The 22,161-nt window shown below is 75.4% G+C and carries 9 protein-coding genes; all 9 read left to right on the top strand.

Features of this window, described 5'->3' with window-relative positions; translation table 11 throughout:
- Window positions 1-9 precede the first annotated feature (9 nt).
- Window positions 10-1,662 (top strand): FAD-dependent oxidoreductase, encoded by a 1,653-nt coding sequence (locus C2865_RS24360; RefSeq protein ID WP_106400879.1) that lies wholly within the window; start codon window positions 10-12, stop codon window positions 1,660-1,662.
- Between the two features lie 24 nt (window positions 1,663-1,686).
- Window positions 1,687-2,418, top strand: coding sequence for a TetR/AcrR family transcriptional regulator (locus C2865_RS24355; RefSeq protein WP_106400878.1), 732 nt, complete (start codon window positions 1,687-1,689; stop codon window positions 2,416-2,418).
- Between the two features lie 160 nt (window positions 2,419-2,578).
- Entirely contained in the window at window positions 2,579-3,568 is a 990-nt protein-coding gene (locus C2865_RS24350; protein ID WP_232835797.1) for a HAMP domain-containing sensor histidine kinase, read from the top strand.
- Entirely contained in the window at window positions 3,565-4,227 is a 663-nt protein-coding gene (locus C2865_RS24345) for a response regulator (protein ID WP_106400876.1), read from the top strand. Before C2865_RS24350 ends, C2865_RS24345 begins: the two co-directional genes overlap by 4 nt.
- Before the next feature lie 215 nt (window positions 4,228-4,442).
- Window positions 4,443-5,507: an LLM class flavin-dependent oxidoreductase gene (locus C2865_RS24340; RefSeq protein WP_269802742.1), complete on the top strand. Its 1,065-nt coding sequence runs from the start codon at window positions 4,443-4,445 to the stop codon at window positions 5,505-5,507.
- A gap of 44 nt (window positions 5,508-5,551) precedes the next feature.
- Window positions 5,552-10,270 carry a type I polyketide synthase gene (locus tag C2865_RS24335; RefSeq protein ID WP_106400874.1) on the top strand — a complete coding sequence of 1,573 codons (4,719 nt, stop codon included), beginning with the start codon at window positions 5,552-5,554 and terminating at the stop codon, window positions 10,268-10,270.
- Entirely contained in the window at window positions 10,260-17,528 is a 7,269-nt protein-coding gene (locus tag C2865_RS24330; RefSeq protein WP_106400873.1) for a hybrid non-ribosomal peptide synthetase/type I polyketide synthase, read from the top strand. Before C2865_RS24335 ends, C2865_RS24330 begins: the two co-directional genes overlap by 11 nt.
- The gene (locus C2865_RS24325; protein ID WP_106400872.1) at window positions 17,525-18,283 is read left to right on the top strand and encodes a thioesterase II family protein; all 759 of its coding nucleotides are present in this window, start codon (window positions 17,525-17,527) and stop codon (window positions 18,281-18,283) included. Before C2865_RS24330 ends, C2865_RS24325 begins: the two co-directional genes overlap by 4 nt.
- Window positions 18,280-22,158 carry a non-ribosomal peptide synthetase gene (locus C2865_RS39565; protein WP_157963902.1) on the top strand — a complete coding sequence of 1,293 codons (3,879 nt, stop codon included), beginning with the start codon at window positions 18,280-18,282 and terminating at the stop codon, window positions 22,156-22,158. Before C2865_RS24325 ends, C2865_RS39565 begins: the two co-directional genes overlap by 4 nt.
- Window positions 22,159-22,161 lie beyond the last annotated feature (3 nt).

Genomic DNA, 22,161 nt, shown 5'->3' with positions numbered 1-22,161 from the left:
AACCACCACATGCCGTACGTCGTCACGCGGTCGTGCTGCAACGACGCCTCCTGCGTCGTCGCCTGCCCCGTCAACTGCATCCATCCGGCTCCGGGCGAACCCGGGTTCGCCGAGGCGGAGATGCTGCACGTCGACCCCGCCACCTGCGTCGACTGCGGCGCCTGCGCCACCGCCTGCCCGGTGGACGCGATCGTCCCGCACACGAAGCTGCAGCCCCACGAGCTGCCCTTCCTGGAGATCAACGCCTCCTACTACCGCGAGCACCCGCACGCCGACCGCACGCCGCTGGCGCTCGTGCCGCCGCAGCGCCGCCTGCTGGACCCCGCCCCGGTGCGCGTCGCCGTGGTCGGGGCGGGACCGGCCGGGCTGTTCACCGCCGACGAACTCCTCAAGCACCCCGAGGTGAGCGTCGACGTCTACGACCGGCTCCCCACGCCGTACGGGCTGCTGCGCGCCGGCGTCGCACCCGACCACCAGGACACCAAGCGCGCCGAGGAGCTGTTCCGCGACATCGAGTCCCAGCCCGGCTTCCGCTACCGGCTGGGGGTGGAGGTCGGCCAGGACGTCACCCTCGAGGAGCTGCTGCGCCACCACCACGCGGTGGTGTACGCGGTCGGCGCCGCCGCCGACCGCCCGCTCGGCGTGCCCGGCGAGGACCTCCCCGGCTCCCTGTCGGCCACCGACCTGGTCGGCTGGTACAACGGCCACCCCGACCACCGGGACCTGGACGTGCGCCTGGACTGCGAACGGGTCGTCGTGGTCGGCAACGGCAACGTCGCCCTCGACGTCGCGCGCGTCCTCACCACCGACCCCGCGCGGCTCGCCGCGACCGACATCGCCGACCACGCCCTGGCCGCGCTGACGGCGAGCCGGGTCCGCGAGGTGGTGGTCCTGGGCCGCCGCGGCCCCGCGCAGGCGGCGTTCACCCTCCCCGAGCTCGTCGGGCTCGCCGCGCACGACGGCGTCAACATCCGGATCGAGGCGGCGCCCGAGGACCTGGAGGGCGACGACCCGCGGCTCCCGGTGCTGGCGGAACTGGCCCGCCGCCCGGTGGATCCGGCGCTGCGCACACTGGTCCTGCGTTTCCACACGGCGCCCGTCGAGGTGCTCGGCACCGACCGGGCGAGCGGGCTCCTGGTGGCCCGCACCGAGCTCGTCCCCGATGAGAACGGGGTGCTCCGCGCCCGGCTCACCGACCGCACCGAACCGCTCGAGGCGGGCATGGTCCTGCGCTCGGTCGGTTACCGCGGCCTGCCCGTCCGCGACCTCCCCCACGACCCGGACACCCACACGGTGCGCAACACCGGCGGCAGGGTCCGTCCGGGCGTGTACGTCGCGGGGTGGGCCAAACGCGGCCCGACCGGGTTCATCGGCACCAACAAGGCGTGCGCCCGGGAAACGGTCTCATGCCTGCTCGACGACCTCGACGCGGGACTGCTCGACCGGAGCCCGCGTGATCCGCGCCGACTCGGCGAGGAGCTGCGCGGCCGCGGCGTGCCCGTCATCGGCCTGGCCGGGTGGCTGGCCATCGACGAGGAGGAGCGCGAACGCGGAGCGTCCGCCGGACGGCCCCGCCGGAAGATCGTCGACGTCGCCGAGCTCGAGCGGGTGGCGGCCCGCGACCGGCGTGCGGGCCGCTACGCTGGCGGCAGCACACGCTGAGGAAGTCGAGAACGGAGTCGCACGATGTCGGTGCCGGATCACGCGCCGGAGCGTCCCGACGGACGCCAGGCCCGCTGGGACCGGCACAACCACGAACGGCAGCAGCACATCGTCGGCGCCGCCATCGCGGTGATCGAGGAGAACGAGCCCGGCACCCACGTCCACCTCCAGCAGATCGCCGAGCGGGCGGGCCTCACGCGCAGCGTGATCTACCGGCACTTCGCCGACCGCGCCGGCCTCGACCGCGCCGTGCTGACGGCGGTCGTCGACTCCCTGGCCGACGAGCTGCTGCCCGCCGTCACCCTCGACGGCACCATTCCCGACATCATCGAGCGGGTCGTCTCCCGCTACGTGAGCTGGGCCGTCGCCCACCCCTCCCTGCACCGGCTCGCCGAGGCCGAGCCCGCCGCCCCCGCCGCCGGCCCCCTGCAGCGCGGCCTGGAGCGCATCGCCGAGCAGGTCATGAGCGTGGTCGTCACCGCCCTCGACGCGCTCGGCGCGCCCCTGCGGGACGAGGAGCGCGCGATGATCGACCCGCTGTCCTTCGGCCTCGTGGGCGCGGTCTTCAGCGCCGTCCGGCGCTGGCTGGTGCTCGGTGAGGGCAGGCCCCCCGCGCCGGTGCTCGTGACCTCGCTGAGCGATTCGGTGTGGTACCTCCTGGAAGGACATGCCCGGTCCCTCGGCGTGGACCTCCGCCGGGACCAGCCGGTGCAGGCCATGCTGGAGCAGGCCGCGCTCGTCGCCGAGCGGGGCTGACCGGCCCGCACCGGCGTTCTCTCTCCCCCCTTTCTTCCCCTCCCTTCCGCCCCGCTCACCGGGGCCCGCCGCCGCGCGGCCGGGGCCGTGAGCGCGTCCCGGCGCCGCCGACGGCCCCGGGGGCGTCCGTGCGGGACGTGGCCCATAGTGGGAGGGACCCGTGACAGTCGAGGAGGTGTCGCATCCGGTGTTCCTGTTCTGGCGGATCTTCGGGCTCAACGCCCTGGTGTTGGGCGCGGCCACGGCGCTGCTGCTGTGGGCTCCGGTGACCGTGTCGGTGCCGGTACTGCTGACCGAGGCGGTCGTCCTGCTCTCCGGGCTGGCCGTGATGCTGATCGCCAACGCCGCCCTGCTGCGGATCGGCCTCGCGCCGCTGAGCCGGCTGTCGCGGCTGATGACCACCGTGGACCTGCTCCAGCCCGGCCGCAGGCTGCCGGTCCCGGGCAGGGGCGGCCTCACCGGGCTGATCAGCACCTTCAACGCCATGCTGGACCGGCTGGAGACCGAGCGGGCCGACGCCAGCGCCCGGGTGCTGTCCGCCCAGGAGGCCGAGCGGCGCCGCATCGCCCGGGAGCTGCACGACGAGGTCGGCCAGAGCCTGACCGCGGTGCTGCTGAGCCTGCGGCGGCTGGCCGACCGCACTTCCGAGCCCCTGCACGCGGACCTGCTGGACGCCCAGGAGGTCACCAGGGAGAGCCTGGAGGAGGTGCGCCGCCTGGCCCGCCGGCTGCGTCCGGGCGTCCTGGAGGACCTGGGCCTGGGCAGCGCGCTGACCTCCCTGAGCACCGAGATCTCCGCCCACACCGGCCTGGCGGTCACCCGGCGGTTCCGGCCGGGCCTGCCCGCGCTGGACCCGGAGACCGAGCTCGTGCTCTACCGCGTCGCCCAGGAGGGGCTGACCAACGTCGCCCGGCACGCCGAGGCCGTGCACGCCGAGCTGGAACTGCACCTGTCCGCCGACGCCGTGGTCCTGCGCGTCACCGACGACGGCCACGGCATCGGCACGGCCCGCGAGGGCGCCGGGATCCGCGGGATGCGCGAACGGGCCCTGCTGGTGGGAGGCCGCCTGGAGGTGGGGCCCCGCCCCGGCGGCGGCACCCTGCTGTCCCTGACCATCCCCCTCCTGCGCGAAGGCTCCCGACCGACATGACCGCCATGCCCACGACCCGCATCCTCCTGGCCGACGACCACGCCCTGGTCCGCCGCGGAGTGCGCCTGATCCTCAACGGCGAACCCGGCTTCGAGGTCGCCGCCGAAGCGGGCGACGGAGCCGAGGCCGTCGCCCTGGCCCGCGCCCACCATCCGATCGACCTGGCCGTCCTCGACGTGGCCATGCCGCGGCTGACCGGCCTGCAGGCCGCGCGGGAGCTGTCGCGGCTGCAGCCGGGCCTGCGCATCCTGATGTTGTCGATGCACGACAACGAGCAGTACTTCTTCCAGTCCCTCAAGGCGGGCGCCTGCGGCTACGTCCTGAAGTCCGCCGCCGACAGGGACCTGATCGAGGCGTGCCACGCGGCCATGCGCGGCGAGTCCTTCGTCTACCCGGACGCGGTCGCCACCCTGGTCCGCGAGTACCTGGACCGGGTCAGGCAGGGCCGCGAGGTGCCCGACACCGTCCTGACGGCGCGGGAGGAGGAGGTCCTCAAGCTCATCGCCGAAGGCCACTCCTCCAAGGAGATCGCCGAAACGCTGGCCATCAGCGTCAAGACCGTCCAGCGGCACCGGGCGAACCTGCTGGACAAGCTCGGCCTGCACGACCGGCTGGCGCTGACCCGCTACGCCATCCGCGCCGGCCTGATCGAGCCGTGAGCCGCCGGATCCCCCGCACGGCCGCCGCCGATGATCCGTTTCCCCCGCATTGACCGTTGATAATTCAATATTAAGCGGGGCGGCCGGGCGGCCGTCCGCATGTGGCCAGAGCGGAACCTGGGCAGGGTTTGTTCGTGTTGGTAGATATGGGAATGCCGTAGAAGGACTTTCTCTGTACTGATAGCGCTTGCCTTACGGGGACTCGGGGGCTCGGGTTGCGGTTTTCGCTTTTCTTTGAAATGCAGATATCCGAGCCGGGAGCGGCGTCCGAACGGCGCCTCTTCCACGACTGCGCCGAGCAGGCGGTGCTCGCCGACGCGCTCGGCTACCAGGGGATCTGGGCCGCCGAGCACCACGGCCTCTACGAGTACGCGCACTCGTCGGCGCCCGAGATCTTCCTCGCCTATGTCGCGGCGCGGACCCGGAGCATCCGGATCGGGCACGGCGTCACGCTCACTCCCGGCAACTACAACCATCCGATCAGGATCGCCGAGCGAATCGCGGCCCTGGACATTCTTTCGGAGGGCCGGGTCGACTGGGGGTCGGGCAAGAGCGGCAGCAGGACCGAGCAGGACGCGTTCTCCAACGACCCGGCGAAATTGCACGACGAATGGGCCGAGGCGCTGGAGATGATCCCTCGGATGTGGCGTGACGACGTCTTCGAATGGCACAGCGAGCGGTACGACATCCCGCCGACGCAGATCGTGCCGAAGCCGGTGCAGCGGCCGCATCCGCCGATGTTCGCGGCGTGCACCAACGCCAGGACGGCGGAACTGGCCGGATCGCTCGGGATCGGCGCGCTGAACTTCGCCGCCGGGACCGACGCCGAACTCGCCGCCAAGGTCGCGGCCTACCGGGCCAACTGGGACGCGGCCGCGCCGTCGGCCTACGCCAAGACGGGCCGCTACGTGTGCACGCCCACCGCGCTCGTGCTGGAGGACGACCGGCTCGCCTGCACCCACGGCTTCCGCGGCGCCCGCTTCTTCTGGGACGCGATGAAGGAGTACTACGCCTACCGTGACCGGCCCACCGGGCGCCTGCCCGTCCCCCGCGGCGACCTGACCGAGGAGGCGCTCGCCGCGGCCATGGCCGCACGCTCGGAGGGCGCGCTCACCGCCGTCGTCGGCGACCCGGTCCGCGCCAGGGAGACCGTCGCGAGGTTCGCCGCGGCGGGCGTCGACGAACTGGCCCTCGTCATGCAGGTCGGGACCGTTCCCCACGAACTGATCATGTCGTCGATCAGGGTCTTCGCGGAGAAGGTCATGCCGGACTTCGTGTAGTCCCCTTCCGTTCCAGCACAGCCGACCACCGGGGTTCAGCAAGCATGGGCGCACACTTGATCACGGGACTCCTCGCGCGCGACGCGGCCGTCGCGCCGGAGGAGGAGGCCTTCCGCTTCCGGCGCTTCGACGCGGGGCCGGACGAGGCGTTCACCTGGCGGGAGCTGTACGCGAGCGCGCTCGGCGTGGCCCACGCGCTCACCGAGAGGGGTTTCGCCGGACGGACCGCGCTCCTGGTCTACGACACCGGGCTCGACTTCCTGTCCGCGTTCTACGGCTGCCTGCTCGCCGGGGTCACGGCCGTCCCCGCGCCCCCTCCCCGGTTGCCGCTCGCCCGCTCCCTGCCTCGGCTGGCCGCCATCCAGCGGGACTGCGACGCCCCCGTGGCGCTCGCCCGGCCCGAGACGCTGGCCGCGCTGCTCGACGACCTGCCCGCGGTCCCGGAACTCGCGGCGGTGCAGTGGCTCACGGTCGCCGACACCACCCCGTCGCTCGACGAGGACGGGCTCGGCCGGGCGTTCTCCGGGCCCGCCTACCTCCAGTACACCTCGGGATCGACGTCCCGGCCCAAGGGCGTCCTGGTCGGGCAGGAGGAGGTCCTCGCCAACTGCACGGCCATGGACGCCGCGTGGGGGCACCCGCCGGGCAGCACGATGGTCTCGTGGCTGCCGATGTTCCACGACATGGGCCTGGTCTACAACGCGCTCCTGCCCGTCATGGTGCGGATCCCGACCGTTCTCATGACGCCCGCTGCGTTCGTCCAGGACCCGCTCCGGTGGCTGCGCGCCCACGCCGAGCACCGCGGCACCCACTCCATCGCCCCGAACTTCGGCTTCGACCACTGCGTGCGCAAGATCGACCCGGCTGAGGCAGCCGCGCTCGACCTGTCCTGCTGGAAGGTCGCGGCCAACGCCTCCGAACCCGTCCGGGCCGCCACCATGCGCCGGTTCGCGGCTGCTTTCGCGCCCTCCGGCTTTCGCGCCGAGGCCCTCGCGCCGTGCTACGGGCTGGCCGAGGCCACCCTCATCGTCACGGGGATGCGAGCCGGTGAGGGCGTTCGCGTCCAGCCGTCCGGGGAGGGTGCGGAACTCGTCTCCTGCGGGCGTCCCCTCTCCGGGTTCACCGTCCGGATCGTCGATCCCGACACCGCGCGGCCGGTGCCCGACGGGACCGTCGGCGAGGTGTGGGCGGCCGGGCCCAGCATCACCGCGGGCTACTACCGGAACGCCGAGGCCACCGCGGCGAGCTTCGGCGCCACCGCGCTCGACGGCACGGCGGGCTGCCTGCGCACCGGCGACCTGGGATTCCTCCGCGACGGCGAGCTCTACGTGACGGGCCGCCGCAAGGACCTCGTCATCGTCGCGGGACGCAACCACCACCCCCACGACATCGAGGCGACCGCGTTCGAGTCCCATCCGGCGCTGCGGCCCGGCTGCGCGGCGGCGTTCGGGGTGGACGACGGCGTGGAGGAGAACCTCGTCATCGTCCAGGAGGTCGCGGACGACGCCCTCGACCGCCGCACCGCCGACGAGGCCGCCGCGGCGATCCGCCGCGCCGTCACCGAGACCCATGACATCCCGGTCGCCGCCGTCGTCCTCATCGCCAGGGGCACCCTCAGCAAGACGTCGAGCGGCAAGATCCAGCGCTCCGAGAACCGCGACCGCCTTCTCTCCGGCTCCCACACCGAACTCTTCTCCTGGAGCTCACCCCGGTTCGCCGCCCCGGCCCGCGCCGCCTCCCCGGACGATCTGACCGGCTGGCTCCGCGAACGCCTCGCCGACCTCACCGGCACTCCCCCGGCCCGCATCGCCGACGACCGCCCCTTCGCCGAGTACGGCCTCGACTCGCGGCGCGCCGCCGAGCTGACCGCCGCCCTGTCCGCCCGCCTCGGCCGCCCGGTGCCGGACGGCCTCCCCTACGACCACCCCACCCTGACCAGGCTGGCCGCCGCCCTGAGCACGCCCGCCTCCCCCGCCCCCGCCGCAGCCACCACGCCGCCCGCACCATTCACGCCGGACGCGCCACCCACGCTGGGCGCGCCACCCACGCTGGGCGCGCCGGATGCGCCGCCCACGACGTTCACGGCATCCACGACGTTCACGTCATCTGCGCCATTCGCGCCGGGCGCGCCGTTCACCGGCGGTGGGGGCGGGGGGCGTGACGGCGATGTCGCGATCGTGGGGATCGGCTGCCGGTTTCCGGGTGCCGCTTCGGGGCGGGAGCTGTGGCGGCTGCTCATGGCGGGGGGTGACGCGGTCTCGGCGGACGCGGACGGGTGGGCCGGACGGCCGGACGAGGGGGTGGAGGCCTTCGACCACGGGTTCTTCGGGATCTCGCCGCGCGAGGCGGCGGCGATGGACCCGCAGCAGCGGATGCTGCTGGAGGTCGGGTGGGAGGCGCTGGAGGACGCGGGGATCGATCCGGCGGCGCTCGCCGGGAGCGACACCGGGGTCTTCGTGGGGATCTGGAGTCCGGAGTTCGTGCTCCGCGCCGGGCCCGCGGGATTCGCCGACCCCTACCTCACGACCGGGGCGGCGCACAGCGTCGCCGCGAACCGGTTGTCCTACGCGCTGGACCTGCGCGGGCCGAGCCTCGCGATCGACACGGCGTGCTCGTCGTCGCTGACCGCCGTCCACCTGGCGGCCCGGTCGCTGCGCGACGCCGAGTGCGGTCTCGCGCTCGCCGGGGGCGCGAACCTGGTGCTCCAGCCCGAGGTGACGGCGGCGCTCGCCGAGGCGCACCTGCTGTCGCCGACCGGGCGGTGCCGGTCGTTCGGAGCCGGAGCCGACGGCTACGTGCGGGCCGAGGGCGCCGGGCTCGTGGTGCTCAAACGCCTCGCGGACGCGCTCGCCGACGGCGACGAGGTCTACGCGGTCCTCCGGGGGAGCGCCGTCAACCACGACGGGCGCACGAACGGGCTCACCGCCCCGTCGGGCCCGGCGCAGGAAGCGGTGATCGCGGCGGCCCACCGGCGGGCCGGGGTCGCCCCCGCCGAGATCGACTTCGTCGAGGCGCACGGCTCGGGCACGCCGGTGGGCGACCTGATCGAGGCGACCGCGCTGGGTTCGGCGCTCGGCGCGGGCCGCCGGCGGCCCTGCCTCATCGGCTCGGTGAAGAGCGGCCTCGGCCACCTGGAGGCCGCCGCGGGGATCGCCGGCCTCATCCGCGCGGCCCTGGCCCTGCACCACGGCGTCGTGCCCGCGACCCTGCACGCCGAGACCGTGAACCCCCGGCTGGACCTGCCCTCCCTGGGCCTGGAGGTGAACTCCGAGCCCGTCGTGCTGCCCGACCTCGGACGGCCCGCCCTCGCCGGGGTAAGCTCGTTCGGGTTCGGCGGCGCCAACGCCCACGCCGTCCTGGCCCAGCCGCCCCGCCGCGCTCCGGCCCCGCCCGTCCCGGAGCGCCCGCTGCTGCTGCCGCTCTCGGCCCGCCGCCCCGAGGGCATAGCCCCCCTGGCCGCCGCCTACCGCGCCCTGCTCGACGACGCCGGGACATCCGGCGCGGGCGCGGCCGTCGCGCTCGGCGCGGGACTGCGCGCCCACCACCCGGTCCGCGCCGCGCTGGCCGCGCCCGGCGTCCGGGAGCTCGGCGAACTCCTCGCCCGCGCCGCCCCCGCCGCCCGTCCGCCCCTCGGCACCCTCGTCTTCCACTACCCGGGCGAACCCGTGGCGGCCGGCGGCGCCCTCTACTTCCAGGAGCCGGTGTTCCGCGCCTCGTTCGACGCGTGCGCCGCCGCACTCCCCGCCCTGCCCCTGCTCGACCTCTTCGGCCACGACTCCCCCGCCTCCTGGCCCGACGGACTGGCGGTCCCCTTCCTGACCGCCGTCCAGATCGCGCTCACCGACCTCCTGCGGACCTGGGGTCTGTCCCCCGCCCTGGTGACCGGCTCCGGCGCGGGCGAGACCGCCGCCGCCTACGCCCGAGGCCTGCTCGACCTCCCCGCCGCCATGCGCCGCGCCGCCGCCCCGCCGCCGCCCTCCCCGCCCCCGCGGCTCCCCCTCCCCTCGACCGTCGTCGACCTGGGCGCCTGGCAGGGGCCCGGCTCCCTGCCGACCCTCCGCTCCCCCGCCGACGGCAGGCTCGCGCTCCTCACCACCGCCGCCGCCCTCTACGAGGCCGGGGCCGCCCTCGACTGGCGCGCCCTCAACGGCCCGGCCCCCCGCGCCCGCCCGCCCCGCTACCCCTGGCACCACCCCGCCGCCCCCGCACCCGCGCCACCCGCCGAGCACACGCCGCACGACGAAACCACCTCCCGCAACCGGACCGCCTCACACGACGGGCACACGCCACACCACGGCACCACCTCCCGCAACCAGGCCGTGCCGCACAACGGGCACACGCCACACGACGAAACCACCTCACACAACGGACACGCGCCGCACGACGGCATCGCCTCCCGCGATCGGGCCGTGTCAGGTCCCGCGGCCGTGTCGCGGGGCGGGGACGTGCGGGAGGTCGTGGTGCGGGCGGTGGCCGAGCTGCTGGGGATGGAGGCGGGGGAGGTGCAGGAGGAGGCCGGGTTCCGGGAGATGGGGATGGACTCGCTGACCGGGGTGGACCTGGTGGAGCGGCTGGAGCGGGACCTCGGCAGGGCGCTGCCGGAGACGGTCGTGCTGAACCATCCGAGCGTCGCGCGGCTGGCCGCGTATCTGGACGGGACCGGCGAGGGCGAGGGGGCGTCGGACGAGGAGATCGTGGACGCGCTGCTCACCGACCTGCTCGCCGACCTGCTCGACGAAGGGGCTGACGGACATGAGGGCTGATCTGGCGGCGAGGCTGGCCCGCCTCACCGGGACGCAGCGGGCGCTGCTCGCGCGCAGGCTGGGCGTCGAGCCCGCGGCGGGCGCGGAACCCGTCGCCATCGTGGGCATGGGGTGCCGGCTGCCGGGCGGCGTCGAGTCGCCCGGCGACCTGTGGGCGGCGCTGCGGGAGGGACGCGACCTCGTCGGCGAGGTGCCGCGCGACCGGTGGGACCTCGCCGACTGGTACGACGCCGACCCCGCGGCGCCGGGCGCGATGAACAGCCGCCGGGGCGCGTTCCTCGACGACGTCGCCGGATTCGACCGGCGGTTCTTCGGCGTCCCCGAGGACGAGGCGTCCCGGATGGACCCGCAGCAGCGGCTGCTCCTGGAGACCGCGTACGCGGCGCTGGAGGACGCCGGCATCCCCGCCGGATCGCTCGCCGGGTCCCGGACCGGCGTCTACACGGCGTCGATGACCGACGACTACGCCTGGATGCAGTCCGCCGACCCCGCCGCCGTCACCGGCTACACCGGCGTCGGCACCCAGCGGAGCATCCTGGCCAACCGGCTGTCCTACCAGTGGGACCTGCGCGGGCCCAGCCTCGCGCTCGACACCGCCTGCTCGTCCTCGCTGGTCGCGATCCACCTGGCCTGCCAGAGCCTGCGCGCGGGCGAGAGCGACCTGGCCGTCGCGGGCGGCGTGAACGTGATGCTCACGCCCGTCACCAGCGTGATCTACGCGAAGCTCGGCATGCTGGCCCCGGACGGGCGCTGCAAGACCTTCGACGCCCGTGCCGACGGGTTCGTCCGCGGCGAGGGCTGCGGCGTGGTCGTCCTGAAGCGGCTCCAGGACGCCCTGCGCGACGGCGACCCCGTCTGGGCGGTCGTCCGCGGCAGCGCCACCGGCCAGGACGGCAGGACCAGCGGCATCACCGTCCCGAACGGCCCCGCCCAGACCGACGTGGTCCGGCGCGCGCTGGCCCAGGCCGGAGCCGGTCCCGCGGAGGTCGGCCTGGTCGAGACGCACGGCACGGGCACGGCCCTGGGCGACCCGCTGGAACTGGAGGCGCTCGCCGCGGCGCTCGGTCCCGGCGCGCCCCGGCTGCTCGGCGCGGTCAAGACCAACCTGGGGCACCTGGAGGCCGCCGCCGGGGTCGTCGGCGTGATCAAGACGGCGCTGGCGCTGACCCACCGCGAGGTCCCGCCGGTCCTGCACCAGGAGGCCCTGAACCCGAGGATCGACCTGGACGCCGGATCGTTCGTGATCCCCACGTCCGTGACCGCGTTCCCCGGCGGCCTCGCCGGTGTCAGCTCCTTCGGCTTCGGCGGGTCGCTGGCCCACGCCGTCCTCGCACCCGCCCCGCCGCGCGCGGAGCGGGAACCGGACGCCGACGGCCCGCGGCTGGTCGCGGTGACGGCCCGCGTCCCCGAGGCGGTGGCTGATCTCGCCGCCGCCTACGCCGCCGAACTCGACGCGGGCGCCTCCCTCGCCGACGTCTCCGCGACGACCCTTCGCCGCCGCGACCACCACCCCTACCGGGCCGCGGTGGTGGCGGAGTCCGCGCGGGAGGCCGCCGACGCGCTCCGTTCGGTGGCGGCCGGGCCGAGGACGGCCAAGAACGCGGCGGCCGGGTTCCTGTTCCCGGGGCAGAGCGCACTGCGTCCGGGAACGGCCGCACGGCTCTTCGAGCAGTCGCCCGTCTTCCGCGCCACCGTCCTGGAGTGCGACGCCGCCTTCCAGGCGGAGCTCGGCTGGACGCCCTCCTCCGCCCTGGCCGGAGGCGCGGGGACCCTCGACACCCGGCACGGCCAGGCCCTCCTGTTCACCGTCCAGGCCGGGCTCACAGCGTTGTGGCGGTCCTTCGGCGTGGTGCCGGGCGCGGTCGTGGGCCAGAGCCTCGGGGAGGTGGCGGCCGCCCACGCCGCGGGCGTCCTCGGCCTCGAGGACGCGGTGCGGGTCGTCGCGGCCAGGGGACGGGCGATGGCCCCTCTCCAGGGGCGCGGGGCCACGGCCGTCGTCGAGCTGCCCGAACGGGAGGCCGCCGGGCTCGGCCTCACCGTCGCGGGTGTGCTCGGCCCGACGACCACGCTGGTGTCGGGCGACCCGGAGCCGGTGCGGCGGGCGGTGGAGCGGCTGGCCGCCGGAGGTGTCTTCGCCCAGGAGCTGGACGGGATCCGCCTGGCGTTCCACTCCGAGGCCATGGCCGCCGCCGTCCCGGGCCTGGTCGGCGAGCTGGCCTCGCTGCGGCCGGAGCACCCCGCCGTCCCCATGTTCTCGACGGTCACCGGCCGCCTCGTCGACGGTCCGCTCGACGCCGCCCACTGGGGGCGCAACGTCGCCGACCCGTTCCGGCTCCCCGACGCCGTCACGGCCGCGGCCGGGCACGTCACCCACTGGATCGAGATCTCCGCGCATCCGGCGCTGCGCCGCCCGGTGACGTCCGCGACGGGCCTGCCGGTCCTGCCGTCGCTGCGCCGCGGCCGCGACGGCCTGCGGTGCGTGCTCGAGACGGCCGGTGAGCTGCTCCGCGCCGGAGTCGGCCTCGACGCCGCCGCGCTCGCCCCGGACGGGGAGGCGGTGCGGCTGCCCGGTCACCCGTGGCGGCGCGAGCGCTCCTGGCTCCCCTCCCGCACCGCCCCCGCCTCTCCCCCGCCCGCTCCCGCAGCGGCGCCGGTCCCCGTGCCGGACCCCGGCCCCGTCGTGCCCGAGCCGGACGACGAGCTCGAACCGCTGCTGCGGCGGCTGTGGTCGGAGGCCCTTGCCGTCGACCTCGAGCTGGTCACCCCCGACGCGAACTTCTTCGAGCTGGGCGGCGACTCCCTCAAGGGGTTCGCCCTCGTCCGCCAGATCTCCGAGGCACTGGACGTCAGGATCCCGACCGAGGCCCTCGCCGACCTCCTCACGGTCGGCGACCTCGCCGAGCACATCAGGGCGCAGCGTGCCCGGCCCGTCCCCGAGCAGGAGGCGCTCCCCGGACCGGAACCCGCGCCGGACGTCCCGCCCGACCGGTACGAGCCGTTCCCGCTGCTGCCGATCCAGCGGGCCTACTGGATCGGCAGGGAGCTGGAGCTCGGCGGCGTCAACGCCGGGCACTACCTCGAGTACGAGACCCGCGGCCTCGACCTGCCGCGCCTGGAGCACGCCTGGAACCGGCTGGTGCGCCGGCACGAGATGCTCCGCGCGGTCGTCGACCCCGACGGCCGCCAGCGGATCCTCGCCGAGGTCCCGTACTACCGCATCGAGCTGCTCGAGGACGCGGACGAAGCAGCGCTGACCGAACTGCGCGCGACGCTCTGCGACCCGCCCCGCACCACCGCGGACTGGCCCCTCTTCGAGATCAAGGCGACCCGCCGGCCCGACGGCCGCCTCCGGGTGCACCTCGGCTTCAACATGCTCGTCTGCGACGGCCGCAGCTTCGCGATCCTGTCCCAGGAGTGGCGGGAGCTGTACGAGCGCCCCGGCGCCGTCCTGCCGGAGATCACCGCCTCGTTCCGCGACGTGGCGCTGGCCGAGGCCGACCGGCCCGCTCCCGACCCCTACTGGACCGGACGCCTGGCCTCCCTGCCGGGCCCGCCCCAGGTGCCGTGGGCCCGCGACCCCGCGGCGATCGGGCGCCCGTCCTTCCACCGCAGGAGCCTGCGTCTGGCCCGGGAGCCGTGGGCGAGGCTGCGCGCCGCGGCCGCCCGCACCGGAGTGGGCGCGTCGGCGCTCCTGCTCGCCGCCTACACCGAGGTGCTCGGCACCTGGAGCGCGGCACCCGCGTTCTGCGTCAACGTGACGACGTTCGACCTGCGCGGCCGCCACCCGGACGGCGACCGGCTCGTCGGCGACTTCACCTCGAACGTCCCGGTCGAGGTCGACTGCACCGCGGCGGAGGCGTTCGGCGAGCGGGCACGGCTCGTCCAGCGGCGGTTGTGGGCCGACCTCGGGCACACCGGGCGGTCGGGCGTCGAGATCGTCGCGGAGGCGAACGCCCTGCGCGGCGACGCCGTCTTCGGCCGCGGGCTCCCCTACGTCTTCACCAGCCTCCTCGGCGGCGACGCCGAAGCGCCGCCGGTGCCGTTCGGCTGGCTCGGCCCCCGCTCCCACGGGGTCGCCCGGACCCCGCAGGTCGTCGCCGACCTGCTGGTGCTGGAGGACTCCGGCGAACTGCTCGTCGACTTCGACACGGTCGACGCGATCTTCCCCGAGGGCGTTCCCGACGCGATGTTCGCCGCGCTCGCCGGGTTCCTGCGGGCCCTCGCCGACGGCCCGGAAGCCTGGGAGGCAGGCCCGCTCGGCCTCACTCCCGAGGAGGGCCTCGCCGCCCGCCGCGCCGCGAACCGGACCGACCGGCCGCTCCCTTCGGGCGGCCTGCACGAGCCCTTCGTCGCGCACGCCCGGCGGGAACCGGACCGGCTCGCGGTCGTGCACGGCCCGGTCCGGCTCGACTACGGGACCCTGGACCGCGCCTCCGAGCACGTCGCCGACGAGTTGGAGCGGCACGGGGTGCGTCCCGGGGACCTCGTCGCGGTCCGCCTCGCCAAGGGCTGGGAGCAGGTCGTCGCCGTCCTCGGCGTGCTCAAGGCGGGCGCGGCGTACGTGCCCGTCGACCCGGACCTCCCGGCCGAACGGCGCGCGAGGATCATCGACCGGGCCGGGGCATCGGTGGTCCTGGCCGCGCCCGGAGCGGAGCCCGAACCCGGCCGGACGACGGTCGCGGTGACCGGGCAGGAGGCGCCTGTCCGCGACCGGCCCCGCACGGGCGACTCCCTCGCCTACGTGATCTTCACTTCGGGTTCGACCGGCGAGCCCAAGGGCGTGCGGATCAGGCACCGGGCCGCCCTCAACACCATCGCCGACGTCAACGAGCGGTTCGGCGTGCGGGCCGGGGACGCCGTCCTTGCGCTGTCGTCGCTCGGCTTCGACCTGTCGGTCTACGACGTGTTCGGCTCACTCGCCGCAGGGGCCGCGATCGTCGTGCCGCAGGACGTCCAGGACCCGGCCCACTGGGCCGCGCTGGTCGAGGCGCACGGCGTCACCCTGTGGAACAGCGTCCCGGCCCTTTACGGCCTGTACGTCGAGCACCTGGAACTGGCCGGCGCCACCGCCCCGCGCACGCTGCGGTCGGTGCTGCTCAGCGGCGACTGGATCCCGACCTCGCTGCCCCGCCGGTCCGAGGCGGTCGCGCCCTCCGCCGCCCTGACCGGCCTCGGCGGCGCGACCGAGGCGTCGATCTGGTCGATCGCCCACCCCGTCGGCGAGCTCGATCCCGCGGCGCCGAGCGTGCCCTACGGCAGGCCGCTCGCCAACCAGCGGTTCCACGTGCTCAACGCGGCCGGGAACCCCTGCCCCGACTGGGTGCCGGGAGAGCTGCTCATCGCCGGCGCGGGCCTCGCCGACGGCTACCACGGCGACCCCGGCCTCACCGCGCGGGCGTTCCCCGTGGACCGGCGCACCGGCGAGCGCCGCTACCGGACCGGCGACCTCGGCCGCTACCTCCCCGACGGGACGATCGAGTTCCTCGGGCGCCGCGACCTCCAGGTCAAGGTCCAGGGGCACCGGATCGAGCTCGGCGAGATCGAGGCGGCGCTGCTGGCCTCGCCCGGGGTGACCGCGGCCGCCGTCGTCGCGGTCGGGCCCAGGGACGGGCGGCGCGCGCTCGCCGCGCACGTCGCCGGCACCGCCGAGCCCGCGGCCCTGCGGGAGCGGCTCGCGCGGAGCCTGCCCGGCTACATGGTGCCCCGCCGCTTCCGGGTCTGGGACGCGCTGCCGCTCACCGCGAACGGGAAGGTCGACCGCGCCGGGCTGGCCGCGGCCCCCGCGGAGCCCGTCGAGCCCGCGGGCGGGGAACATCCCCGGACCGAGGTGGAGGCGGTGCTCGCGGCGATCTGGGCGGACGTCCTCGGGGTCGCCGATCCCGGCGTCCACGACGACTTCTTCGCGCACGGCGGCGACTCGATCCTCGGCGTCCGGCTGGTCTCGCGGGCCCGCCGCGAGGGCATCGGCCTCACCCCGCGCGAGGTCTTCGACCACCCGACGATCGCGGCGCTCGCCGCCGTCGCACGCACCGCCGCGCCCGTCGCCCACGCCGCGCCGGAGCCGGGCGAGGTGCCGCTGAGCACGGCCCAGCGCTGGTTCTTCGCCCTGGACCTCGCCGACCCCGCCCATTTCCACCAGACCCTGCGGCTCGTGCCACGGCACGGCCCGCTGGACCCGTCGCGCCTGGCGGCCGCCCTCTCCGCGGTCGCCGCCCGGCACGACGTGTTCCGGCTCGCGTTCCGCCGGGACGGCGACGGACGCTGGATCCAGGAGTACACCGCCTCGGAGCCCCGGCTCGCCGTCGTCAGGAACGGGCCCGTCCCCCCGTTCGACCTCGCGGACGGACCGCTCGCCGCGGCCGTCCTGACCGAGGAGGGGGCGCACTGCACGGAACTGCGCCTCGCCGTCCACCACCTGATCATCGACGGGGTCTCCTGGCAGATCCTGCTCGACGACCTCGCCGCCGCCTACGCGGGAACGGAGGACGCGCCGCGGCACGGCATGCCGTTCGCCACCCTCGCCCGCACCGTCCCCGCTCCGCCGCCCCCGCCGATCGGCCCGGCCGGGCCGGAGCGCGACGCGGTGACCGACGTCCGCGCGCTCTCCGCGGGCGAGACTTCGCGGCTGCTCGACGAGGCCGGGACCGGCTACCGCATGCGCACCGACGAGGTCCTGCTGACCGCCCTCGCCCTGGCCTTCCCGTCCGGCCCGCTCCGCGTGGACGTCGAAGGCCACGGCCGCGACCACGCCGACGCCGGAGGCACCGTCGGCTGGTTCACCCGGTTCACTCCCGTCCTGCTCGACCTCGCCGCAAGCCGGGACCCGGCTGCCGCGCTCGTCGCCGTGAAGGAGCGGCTCAGAGCCCCGGGTGAGCCCGAGGGAGCCGCGGAGATCGTCTTCAACTACCTCGGCCGGCTCGACGGCGTCGGCGGCGGCCTCCTGCGCATCGCCGACGGCGAGGACGGCCGCGACCGCGCCCCCGGCAACCGCCGCCCCTACCCCCTGGAGATCGACTGCCGCGTCCACCGCGGCCGGTTCGAGATCGCCTGGACCCGGGACCGCTCCGGCGACCCCGGCGCGGCCGACAGGTTCGCCGCCGCGCTCCGCGACCTGCTCGCCCACCGCGCCCCGGACGAGGTCTACACCCCGTCGGACTTCCCGCTGGCCGAGCTCACCGACGAGTCGCTCGCCCGGGTCCTGCGGCTGTTCCGCGACGCCCAGCCCTCCACCGGTGAACAGGAGAGAGATCCGCGATGACCAGTCCCTGGCTGCGTCCCGGACCGGCCGCCGTGCCGGGTGACGGACGGCTCAAGATCGTCTGCTTCGCCTACGCGGGGCGCGGCGCGTCCGTGTTCCAGGAATGGCCGAAGCTGCTCGACGGGGCCGCGGACGTCCTCGCGGTCCAGTTCCCGGGCCGGGAGGAGCGCCTCAACGACGCCCCGGTCACCGGGCTCGACGCCTTCCTCGACGAGTTCCTGCCCGCCCTGCGTCCCTGGACCGGCGGCCCGTTCGCCCTGTTCGGCCACTGCCTCGGCGCGCTGCTCGCCGCCGAGACGGCGATCGCGCTGCGCGATCGCGAAGGAATCCAGCCCGGATCGCTCATCCTGTCGGGCTCCGCGCCGCCGTGGACGCAGCGGCCGCTCGGGAACGTCGGGGCGCTCACCGACGGCGAGTTCGTCCGCGGACTGCGGCAGGCCGGGGTGCTCGAGCCCCGGCACGTCGCCGAACCCGCGCTCCTGGCGCTGATGCTGCCCGCCATCCGCGCCGACTACGAACTGTTCGAGTCGGCGCGAGCGGGGCGGCCGAGACCGGCGGACCCGCCGCTGAGCTGCCCCCTGACCCTGTTCGCCGGGGACCTCGACCCCTCGGCCGGTCCCGAGGCCGTCACCGGGTGGAGCGCTCTCACCTCGGCGGCCCCGGATCTGCGGGTGTTCCCGGGCGACCACTTCTTCCTCGACTCCGCGGCGGACGACGTCGTCGCCGCGGTCGGCTCCGGCCTGGCGCGCCCATGAGGATCGAGGACATCTACCCGCTCTCGCCGGTCCAGCGCGGCCTCCTCGTGCACGTGCTCGCCGAGCCCGGCACCGGCGCCTACGTCGAGCAGATCCGGCTCCGGCTGAAGGGGCCGCTGCGCGTCGCGGACTTCCAGGCGGCGTGGCGCGAGGTCGTCGGCCGCCACCCCGTCCTGCGCACCGGTTTCGTGTGGGAGGGCGTCGAGGATCCCCTCCAGGTGGTCGCCGTCGATCCCGCGCCGCCGCTCTGGCGTTTCGAGGAGGGCCGGGACGCCGCCTGGATCGAGGCGTACCTCGCCGAGGACCGCGTCCGGGGGTTCGACCTCGCGGTGCCGCCGCTGTCGCGGTTCACGCTGGTGAAGACCGCCGACGACGAGCACCTGTTCGTGTGGACCGTCCACCACCTGGTGATCGACGGGTGGAGTCTCGCGATCGTGCTGCGCGAGGTCCTGGCGGCGTACCGGGGCGCGCGGCCCGGCGCACCGCCCCGGCCGTTCCGCGACCACGTCGCCCACTGCGGCACGCTCGATCTCACCGAGGCCGACCGGTTCTGGCGCGCCGAGCTCGCCGGGCTGGACGAGCGCCCGCCGCTGCGCGTCGAGCGGCCCGCCGCGGCGTCAGGCCTCGCCGAGTGCCGCCTGGAGCTGACCGGAGCCGAGACCGCGGCGCTGACCGGCGCGGCGCGTGCCGCGCGGCTGACCGTCAACACCATCGTGCAGGGCTGCTGGGCGGTGCTGCTCTCGGTCTACTGCGGGGAGCCCGACGTCGTGTTCGGCGCGACGGTCTCGGGCCGCCCCCTCGACCTCGACGGGGCCGAGGACATGGTCGGCCCCTTCATCAACACGCTGCCGGTCCGGGCCCTGGTGCGGCCGGAGGCCCGGGCCTCGCAGTGGTTCCGCGACCTCCAGGACCGCCAGTCCGAGGCCCGCCGGCACGAGACGACGCCGCTCGCCCGCATCCACGCCGCGACCGGGGCCGAACCGGGCGCGGCGCCGTTCGAGACCATCATCGGGTTCGAGAACTACCCGGTCGACGGCGCCGTGTTCGGCGGGACCGGCGATCTCGCCGTGGAGTTCGCGGGCAGCTGGTCCGCCTCGCACTACCCGTTGACGCTCCTGGTCGTGCCGGGTGAGCGGCTGGTGCTCCAGGCCTCCCACGACACCGCCCGCCTGGACCGCTCCGCCGCGGAGGGGATGCTCGCCGGGCTGCGCCGGCTGCTGGCACAGGTCGCGGCCGACCCCGACGTCCGGCTCGGGGCGCTCGACCTGCACGAGGAGGAGCCCGCCCCGGCCGTCCCGCCGCCGGTCGAGGACACCCTCGCGAGCCTGTTCGCGGCCCAGGCGGCGCGGACCCCGCGGGCCGAGGCCCTCATCGACGGAGCCGCCCGGTACACCTACGCCGAGCTCGACGCCTGGGCCGGGCGGATCGCGGCGCGGCTCGCCGCGGCCGGGCACGGGCGGGGCGACGTCGTCGGCGTCCACGCCGACCGGTCGGCCGCGCTGGTCGCGGCGGTGCTCGGCGTGCTCAGGGCGGGGGCCGCCTACCTCCCGCTCGACCCGCACCACCCGCGCGAACGGCTCGTCGACACCGTCGCCGACGCGGGCGCCGCCGCCGTGCTCTCGGACGGGCCCCTGGAGGTGCCCGTCCCGCTCCTGCCGCTCGATCCGCAGGGCCCGGGTGAGGCCGCCGGACCCGCCCCGCACCCGGACGACCTCGCCTACGTGATCTACACGTCGGGCTCCACCGGGCGGCCCAAGGGCGTCGAGGTCACCCACCGGCAGGCGGTGTCGCTCTTCACCGCCACCCGCTCCTGGACGGGCTTCGGCCCCCACGACACCTGGACCCTCTTCCACTCCTTCGCCTTCGACTTCTCCGTCTGGGAGATCTTCGGAGCGCTCCTGCACGGGGGGCGGCTCGTCGTCGTCCCGCTGGAGACCGCGCGCTCGGCCGACAGGTTCGCCGCGCTGCTCGCCGAGCACCGGGTCACCGTGCTGAACCAGACGCCGTCGGCCTTCCGGCAGCTCGCCCTCGCCGTCGGCGGCGCCGCCGGGCTCGGGCCCCGGCTCGTGGTGTTCGGCGGCGAGGCGCTGGAGGCCTCCGAACTCGGCCCGTGGTGGGATGGGGAGACCCGGTTCGTCAACATGTACGGGATCACGGAGACGACCGTGCACGTCACCTGGCAGCCGCTCGGCCGCGAGCACGTCGAACGCGGCGGCAGCCCGATCGGGAGGCCGATCGACGGGCTGCGCGTCCACCTGCTCGACTGGCGGGGCAGGCCGGTGCCCGACGGCGTGGCCGGAGAGATCCACGTGGGCGGGCCCGGCGTGGCCCGCGGCTACCGGGGGCGGCCCGCGCTGACCGCCACCCGGTTCGTGCCCGACCCGCTCGTGCCCGGCGCGCGCCTCTACCGCTCCGGCGACCTCGCGCTGCGGCGGCCCGACGGCACCCTCGTCCACCTCGGCAGGGCCGACGACCAGGTGAAGATCCGGGGGTTCCGGATCGAGCCCGGCGAGGTCGAGGCCGTGCTGGCCGCGCACCCCGGCGTGCAGGAGGCCGCGGTGACCGCGGGGGACGGCCGGCTCGTCGCGCACGTCGTCCCGGACGAGAAGACCGCGACCGCGCCCCGCCGCCTCACCCGGCTCACCGGCGGCGAGACCATGGACCTGCCCGACGGGTCGACGGTGTTCATGCTCAACCGGTCGGAGACGGAGTTCACCGCCCAGGAGATCTTCACGGACGCCGTGTACCTCAAGGGCGGCGTCCGGCTGCCGGACGGCGCGACCGTCTTCGACGTCGGCGCCAACATCGGCCTGTTCGGCGTCTGGTGCTCCGGCGTCTGCCACGACCCGAAGATCTACGCGTTCGAGCCGGTGGCGCCGGTGCGCGACGTCCTCCGGCGCAACCTGGACCTGCACGGCGTGGACGCCCGGGTGCTCCCCTACGGCCTCGGCGAGACCCGCGCGGACGTCGTCTTCTCCTACTACCCGCACGCCTCCGTCCTGTCGGGGCGGTTCGCCGACCCCGACGACGAGAGCGGCCTCGTCCGGGCGCTCCTCACCGCCCAGATCGCCGCCCAGGGCGTCGAGATCGGCGCCGACATCATCGAGGAGCTGCTGCTGGAGCGGCTGCGCACGGTCGAGCAGCCCGCCGAGATCCGCCGCCTCAGCGACGTCATGCGCGAGCACGGCGTCCCCCGGATCGACCTCCTCAAGATCGACGTCGAGAAGAGCGAGCTGGAGGTGCTCGCGGGCATCGACGATGACGACTTCCAGCGGATCGACCAGATCGTCGTCGAGGTCCACGACAGGGACGGCCGCCTCGACCATGCCACCGGACTCCTGCGCCGCCACGGCTACCGGGTCGAGGTCCACCGCGACCCGCAGCTCGCCTCGACCGACCTCTACAACGTCTACGCCGTCCGGCCCGGCGCGCTGCAACCCCCGCCGTCCCCGCCGAGGCAGGCCTGGCGCGGGCGCGCCGCCCTGCTGGCCGCGCTCCGCGAGGCGGCCGCACGGCGGCTCCCCGACCACATGGTCCCGACCCGGTGGACCCTGCTCGACGCGATCCCCCTCACCGCGACCGGCAAACGCGACCACCGCTCCCTGCCCCTGCCCGACACGGCCCGTCCCGACCTCGCCGAGAAGTTCGTCCCGCCGGGCACCCCCGCCGAGATCCGCCTGGCCTCGATCTGGTGCGACCTGCTCGGCCTCGACCGGGTCGGCGTCCACGACGGCTTCTTCGCCCTCGGCGGCCACTCGCTGCTCGTGGCGCGCCTGATCGCGCGGATCCGGGAGGAGACCGGCGACCGCATCCCGCTCCAGGCGGTGTTCGACACCCCGACCATCGCCGCCCTCGCCCGAAGGATGGAGAACTGACCG

Origin of the sequence: Actinocorallia populi (assembly GCF_002995495.1) — a bacterium.
Classification (GTDB): Bacteria; Actinomycetota; Actinomycetes; order Streptosporangiales; family Streptosporangiaceae; genus Actinocorallia; species Actinocorallia populi.
The sequence above is the reverse complement of the archived record's forward strand: the minus strand, read 5'-3'. Positions and strand labels throughout refer to the sequence as shown.

What these genes read in the sequence shown, in the direction of transcription:
- C2865_RS24355 (WP_106400878.1), top strand. Translation starts at nt 1,687, where the DNA reads ATGTCGGTGCCGGATCACGCGCCGGAGCGTCCCGACGGACGCCAGGCC.
- C2865_RS24325 (WP_106400872.1), top strand. Translation starts at nt 17,525, where the DNA reads ATGACCAGTCCCTGGCTGCGTCCCGGACCGGCCGCCGTGCCGGGTGAC.
- C2865_RS24345 (WP_106400876.1), top strand. Translation starts at nt 3,565, where the DNA reads ATGACCGCCATGCCCACGACCCGCATCCTCCTGGCCGACGACCACGCC.
- C2865_RS24330 (WP_106400873.1), top strand. Translation starts at nt 10,260, where the DNA reads ATGAGGGCTGATCTGGCGGCGAGGCTGGCCCGCCTCACCGGGACGCAG.
- C2865_RS39565 (WP_157963902.1), top strand. Translation starts at nt 18,280, where the DNA reads ATGAGGATCGAGGACATCTACCCGCTCTCGCCGGTCCAGCGCGGCCTC.
- C2865_RS24360 (WP_106400879.1), top strand. Translation starts at nt 10, where the DNA reads ATGCCGTACGTCGTCACGCGGTCGTGCTGCAACGACGCCTCCTGCGTC.
- C2865_RS24335 (WP_106400874.1), top strand. Translation starts at nt 5,552, where the DNA reads ATGGGCGCACACTTGATCACGGGACTCCTCGCGCGCGACGCGGCCGTC.